Raw genomic sequence first — 7567 nt, 5'->3', positions numbered from 1 at the left:
GTATAAGTATAAGTGCCATCAGGATTTACCACTACAGTACCATTGGCTGGATCTGTACCTTTCGTAAAGGTCAGTGCATCTCCATCTGGATCTGTACCAGATACGGCACCACTTACCGGAGTATCCCGGATAGTGGTCTTAGTATCACCAGTACCAGTAGGAGGATTATTTGGTGGAGTATTTACTGTGATGTTTACAGTAACGGTTGCTGTACCGCCTTTACCATCACTGATAGTGATAGTGAAAATGTCAGTACCGGTATAACCTGCGGCTGGTGTATATGTATACGTTCCATCAGGGTTTACCACTACAGTACCATTGGCTGGATCTGTACCTTTCGTAAAAGTCAGGGCATCTCCGTCAGGATCTGTACCAGATACAGCACCACTTACCGGAGTATCCCGGATAGTGACCTTAGTATCACCGGTACCCGTAGGAGGATTATTTGGCGGAGGGGTTACTGTAATATCAACAGTAACGGTTGCGGTACCGCCCTGACCATCACTGATAATGATAGTGAACTGGTCTGTACCGGTATAACCTGCGGCTGGTGTATATGTATATGTTCCATCCGTATTTACCACTACTGAACCATGCGCTGGATCAGTGTCCTTCGCAAAGGTCAGTGGATCTCCATCAGGATCTGTACCAGATACTGCACCATTTACCGGGGTATCCTGGATAGTGGTCTTAGTATCGCCGGTACCGGTTGGAGGAGTATTTACAGATGTGATCTGTATAGGGAAGGTTTTTGTATCCTGCAATGGCCCGCCTGCACCAGTATTCCCGTTATCGGAAATATTCACTGTCACTATCACCGTAGCCGGCGGATTGTGCACTGAAGTATAACTGAGATTATTGGCAATAAATGCGTTGATATCTGTTAATGAACCGTTCAGCACCAATGCGTCAGGCGTACCACTCACGGTTACACCTCCGCCGGAAGTGGCGCTGAATGCTCCTGAAGGTACGCTAATGGTAACAGTCACAATACCTGTACCTGCATCAATATCAGTAAAGGATATGCCTGTAATAACTGTTGCCGTTTCTTCGCTGACAGTAGCGCTTGCGGGAACGGTAACCACCGGAGCATCATTCACTGGATCGATAGTGATCGTCATCGTGGACGGCGTAGTGGCATATCCTGCACCATCACTGGCTACCCAATCAAAGCTGGTCGTGCCATTCCAGTCAGCATCCGGTACAAACGTAATATTGCCCAGATCAGCAGCAGGTATTTCCTGTCCAACTGTAACAGCAGCGCCATTTAGCATCAGCGTACCATGCTGTGGCAGGGAAAGCACCTTTATCTTATTCAGTGGGGTGCCGTCAGGATCTGTATAATGACCGGTGAAATCAGTATCCTTGAAAACGAGCGTATTATCCTCATTGGCAGATACGCTACCGTTAGTTACTGTTGGCAATTGATTCGACCCGGCAGTAACCACAAATGTGTAATCTGCTTTGTCTGCATCTGCATCACTATTCTTAATAGTAATAGTAGCAGAATAGATACCTGCCGAATGAGAAGCAGGATCGAAAGTGACTTCAAAAACGGTATTGGCGCCGGCATTTAAGGAACTGGCAGCTGGTTGTATCGTTACCGTAAACCCAGGATCTCCGCTGATGCTTACCAATGGAGTACCTGTCAGCGACAAAGTACCGGTACCGCTGTTCTGAATCGTGAAACTATGCGCGATCGTAGCGCCGGTAGTCTGACCGAAATCAGTTCCGTCGGCAGTATTGGAGGTAGTGCTATTATCCGGAATGGAAATGCCATTACCCGTTACATCAATTTCCGGCTCAGTCAGTACCTTGATGGTAGTCGTGCCAGTGAGGCCGTTGTCAGTACCATCGTTCAGGACCATAGTAATGATACGGTCAGTAGTATTAGGAGTACCGTTCGTGTTTTTATAGCCAAGCAATTTTATGGCGGCTATATAGTCAGCCTGTGATGCACGTCCTGACAGGGTAACTACTCCTGTACCATCACCGGAAATGGTGATACCTGCAGGTAATGTTCCTCCCAGATAAACACCTTCCTGACCTGCATCCAGGATATTGGTCAGCGTAATAGTAGCTCCATATATATCACTACCAGCGGGCGCTATAATAGCCAGGTCTACATCTGCGATATTCGCTGCTGTAGTGCTACCCGCCGTGAAATAGTTCAGGTAGGTGTAACTACCAGTGGCGCCTGAACTTTTATCAGGGTCAGGATCTATAGCAGGACAACTATTTACATTAATTGTCTTTGCAAAGAGATTATTATCGTAATAACATTCTTTATAGAAAGCATCCCGGCCATCCAGGGAGGCCAGGGTGAACGGCGTACCTACTGCATGTCCTACACCACCCGCTACAAAAGTGCCATCATCATTAAGGATCATGTTCAGGTTTATACTCGGATCACTAATGCTGCTGAGATCCACAACAAAGCTGAAAGTCTTGCACTCGCCAACCTTTATGGCCTGGTCAAGCGTACCAACGTACAGCAAGGTGGCAGCAGGATTCACAGTCGGGTCTCCATTATAAAAGGCAACCGGCATTCCCCCTGTAGCATTACCTGCACCAGGATTACATACATTCACCGTTACTTTCAACTGCTTACAGGTGCTTCCTTTTGAGAAGCTCATACCTGACGGGTTAAAGGCAAGATCCGGACGGGAGCCATAGAAGTCTGCAGAAAGCAGGAACTGGTAAGTCTGACTCGCCAGTCCGGTTTGGTTCGTAACAATCAGTTCACTCTTATCTTTAGACAAGGTAAATCTCAGATCATAAGGATAACCTGCCCGGAATCCGACAGTATTAACATGGTCGTGCGTACTAGAGCTGTCCAGCGGCACATTTTGAAACGCATAGTTGTCCTCACGCCTTCCTGTCCCCGTGTTAGATCCCACCTGCTGATAATAATAGCCTGTGGCGGTTTCCGCCGACAGGTCGATATATCCGTATGCTGCCAATGAGTTCTCATTACTTTCTACACTCAGATTTATGGCGTTAGCTGTTTCATTAAAGTAGATAAAGCTGGTACCTGAAGGTATTTTGAACGTCCTGGTAACGCCTGCGGCAGTATAAGTACTGGCGCCAATTGTTCTGATATCAGAATCAATGAATTCGGCGCTCATCCCCTGCCCTGTCCTTTTATAAAATTCAACTGTGTATGCATCATCAAAATCCCTGGCATAGGCCGCATCCCTTTTGATAACGAGGTTCGATCCGGAAATATAGACTTGTGGATTATACAGTCCGACAGCGCCTGTACTGGAATTTTTGGTAGCATAATCTCCGGTGATAGCACCTGAACCCACCAGCGTTCCGGAGTAAGTGCTGCTAAGATTGCTGATCACATAAGTAGATCTTCTGTCTACGGAACCTCCGTTTGCGAGAGTCACAAATCCATTCGTCAACCCCGCATCCAGGTCCATTGTAATATGCAGATTAGAATATCCTTCCTCCGTACCATTGGCGCTATTAAGATCCGCATTACTGGAGTTGATACCTTTTCCGGAAATAGTGAGCAGGCTGGTACCCGCCGGTATCGGAATAACGAGATCCGTATTCAGCGCAGTAGCACCGTGTAAAAGCGCCCGGATCTCTGTAGGTAAAGGATCGAATGAGTTGGTGGTGGGAGAAAGATATTCCACATAATAAGAGGAATTGATACTCGTAGCATTCTCCGTAATCGTCAGTGTCGAACCGGAAACGGTGAAATTCACGTTGTTGAGGTCCGGCGTCTTATCACCCAGCTTACTGGCATTAGGTATCTGCGCTCCCAGAACAACATCCTTCCAGCCATAAACGTTCGTTCCCGTACCATTCGTGAATGTGTTCTTAGCGTAGTTAACAAAACCGGAAGATGTGGATGACGTTAAATCAAGAACAGCATTGATCGTGATAAAATCTTCATCGCCTCTCTCCGGCTCAGGACCTACCGACAGATCTCCCGTTTCAGAAGATACAAATACTATTATCGACTTGGTGCCGGCAGGGATTGTAAAGGTCGGGGCTCCTCCGCCTGGCGCCCTGTATTTGGTTTCCACCCCTAATATATTCGCTTTTTTACCTCCCATGGGGCTACAAGGACTGTAGGGTAACTGGCTGAATACAAGGAAAGGAAAGAGCACCATACTAATGCTTAACAGCACTCTGATGAGATGTGATTTCATAGGTACAACAAAATTTACAGCTGCAGCAAACTGCATGTTCACAGATAGAAAGGGATTACGCAATCATTACTTAAATGAGTAGCCAAGTGCTATTTACCATTTACCGAACAACGTCCCATTAAAATAAAAAATGCCGAAAGTGAACCATTCACACATTCGACAGCACGAAATCCGTACGCAAATATAGATAATATACTAATATATTAAGAAAAAGAAAAGACAAGCCATTTTCACGACTTGTCTTTTCCGCAATTTAATTGCTATTCTAAGCTAAATAAGCACACTTGTTCTCTCCATCTTCTCTGCTTCTTCTCTGCTTGTTCTCTCCGTCTTCTCTCTGGTTCCGGGTGTGTTCGATATAGCCTCCGCGAGCGTCTTACAGCGATTCCTCGTATACATTACCGAACCTGTCGGTGGCTTTTACCGTGATCTTCTTTGCATCTGCAGAAGATTTGGCAAAGAACATATGGTCTGTCAGCGTAGGCTCCACGAACTTATGCTTCTTTGGCAACTGCGGACCTGCGTACAGCTCCACCGCCCAGGGATCATAAGCTACACGGCGTTCCATCTGTCCTTTCAGCACGCCGTCTTCGTACCATTCCACTTTCCACTTATTATCCCAGTTCCATACATTGGCTGAGATTTCATCCGGCGACTCCTTCACTTTTCCTTTCGGATAGACGCGGAGCTGCTTCTCTTTCGGCAGGCCGGTGGATTTGTAATGCCATTTGATATCGGAACCATCCACATCATACACTCCATAACCACCTGGCGTACCATCGCCACAGATAGGCCCCGTCCACCAGGCGCCGCAAACGGTACCGTGGTTATGCTCCATTATATTTCCTTCCTCCCAGTTATCATTAAAATGCGTATGACCACTCATAATGTGCACTTTATATGGCGCCAGCATCTTGTAGAGCTGTTTCCTGTTGGCCACTGTACCACCGCCAATTTCTTCCGGCTTCCCGGCTCTTCTCTGTGCACCGGTGAAAGTCGGGATGTGCAGGCTCAATACGATAGTAACACCAGGTTTCACCATGGCCAGGTCCTGTTCAAGCCATTGCAGCTGATTTTCAGCGATATAGCCGACATAGCTCTTAGCAGCACCCACAAAGAATACGTCATCCAGCACGATATAGTGAATCTCTCCCCTGTTATAGGAATAATAGGTAGGACCAAACTGTTTTTTGAAAGTATTGGAAGATCCCTCATCCGTACGGGCCTCGACATCCATATCATGGTTACCGATCACGTTGAAGAACGGAATGCCGGAGAGGGCAACCGCCTGCTTATAGTCAGCGAATAATTCGAACTCGTCCCACACCAGGTCTCCGCAGCCAATACCATGTATCAGTGTATCTTTAGGGTAAGATTTCACTACTGCCTGCAGATCAGGTACTGATTCCGCCATTAATATCTCCACATCCTTCTTTGATTTCATCTGAGGATCCGCCCATACCACAAAGCTATGTTTACGGTCGTCTACAGTCAGTTTCTCCAGGCTGAAATCATTTTTAAATGAGCGGCTGTCTTTGGTGATCGGTCTGAAGAAATTAGCGATCCCTTTTTCTTCCGGGAAAGCATATCCTGCAGGTACACTGATATACACAAATTCCGCGGTTGCATTGCTCTGTAATTCATACTGTCCGTTCCTGTCTGTCAGCACAATGTTGATACCATCTGTCACCTGTACGCCCGCAATACCTTTCCCTTTGTTGTGTACCTTTCCCTTCAGGGTAATATTTGAAAGATCAATACTTCCGCGTCTGAATAATGGCTTTGCGTTCAGCATTGCCGAAGGCAGCGTCAGCAGCGATCCGGTAATACCTAAGTTCTTTAAGAATTTTCGTCTGTTAAGCGTCATAAACTGTTAATCTTTTGTTTTGAGTACGGTAGATCCCTGGCCTTCAATCTCGGTAATAGCGGAGGATTTGGTCAGCAGGACATTTTTCTGTAATCTTACTCTTGCCCATTTTCCAATTGAAGGATTATAAACCCCACCCAGCATATTGAAATAGCCAAGGTCAGCGGTATTATAGCTAAGCGCACGGACATTGGAACCCTGTCTGTAGAACGGCTGGGATGCCTGTGTGATCGGGTGCTTGATATCGTAGAAGTCAGTATTGGCAATACGATATCCTTTTCCGCTGGAGTACAAACTACCACCTGTAGCAATAAAGACCACATCCACCGGCTTTGAATCTGCTGTAACGGTAGAATCTTTGAATACCGCGATGCCGAATGCGTTACCACTATTCGCCAGTAAACCACCGGTTTTCAGACCGAAACCATCTCCATCATTTTTGGTATAATCGAAAGCTCTGATCCAGTTGCTGCTGCTCATACTGGTAGACCCGGAACCATTGATCGTTTTACCGGAACCTCCAACATAGAAGAAGGAGCCCCTGGCTGCTTTACCTTTGCTCAGGCTGAACTTGTAGGTACGCATATCACCAGTTGCCCAGCCTTTAGATGGATAGCCTGTCGGAGTTGATGCATTGGCATTATTGGTAACAACTACTGCATAAGGAGTAGCCGCAAAATCGATATCGGTTGTAGCCATCATCTGCACATATTCATAGTTTCCATCTCCTCCTTTTACATCACTCATAAAACCGGTAATGATCACAGGCGTTACTTCAATTGTGGAGCTGAGTACCTGTACATCTTTTCCTGTACGTATCCTGAATTCTGGGTTCGTACCGCTTGCATTATTAAAGAGAATACCGTAGTAGTTAGCGTTAAACACTGTCTTTTGCTGAGCAAAAGCAGCGTTAGCTTCTGTATGCAGGGTAATGTTCTCATAACTGTCATTCAGGCTCCTGTCGCCAGACAATACGGCATTTGAATCAGGCAGTGGATCAAAGGTTCCTTTTGCAATCACAGACAATACACTTTCATAAGCGTCGGGATCGGCGATCATTTTGTCAGATGATATTATTGTAATAGGAATGGCATTTCCCGAAGACACTTTTTTAATATCACTGTTTTTGATACCAATGAGCTGCAGGACGCCGTCCACTTTTTTCAATACAGCACCTTCCACGTGAATGATAACAGAATCGCCAGGTACATAACTGGCTGCATCTGCACCCAAAGGAATAGCAATACCCCGCAGCAGGGATAAACGGCGCGCATCCTGTACGATCAATAATCCGGCTGGCAGATTGCCGCCGGAATGATCTGATACTACCATCGCTGCAATGCTGGTAGATCCCAGCATGTTGGCCGTGTTCAGTGTCACATCACCATGTCCTTTATAGAGATTCCTGATATCGTAAAGAGCTATGTAAGGGCTGATCTGACCACCAGGATAGGTTTCTTTTTTGCATCCCCATAAAGAGATCACAGACGATAAAAAGAAGGAGTATATTAAGATCTTTTTCATGACAGTA

The 7567-nt window shown here is 46.2% G+C and carries 3 protein-coding genes; all 3 read right to left on the bottom strand.

The window, feature by feature from the left end; all coding sequences use genetic code 11:
* The coding region (locus F3I09_RS19970; RefSeq protein ID WP_188133881.1) for an Ig-like domain-containing protein at positions 1-4169 on the bottom strand (4169 nt) is incomplete at its 3' end.
* A 376-nt stretch (positions 4170-4545) separates the two neighbouring features.
* Positions 4546-6036, bottom strand: coding sequence for a calcineurin-like phosphoesterase family protein (locus tag F3I09_RS19965; protein WP_149696810.1), 1491 nt, complete (start codon positions 6034-6036; stop codon positions 4546-4548).
* Between the two features lie 6 nt (positions 6037-6042).
* Entirely contained in the window at positions 6043-7560 is a 1518-nt protein-coding gene (locus tag F3I09_RS19960; RefSeq protein ID WP_149696809.1) for a DUF5689 domain-containing protein, read from the bottom strand.
* Positions 7561-7567: the final 7 nt, after the last annotated feature.

It is taken from the genome of Chitinophaga sp. CF418 (assembly GCF_900142925.1).
GTDB lineage: Bacteria > Bacteroidota > Bacteroidia > Chitinophagales > Chitinophagaceae > Chitinophaga.
The sequence above is the reverse complement of the archived record's forward strand: the minus strand, read 5'-3'. Positions and strand labels throughout refer to the sequence as shown.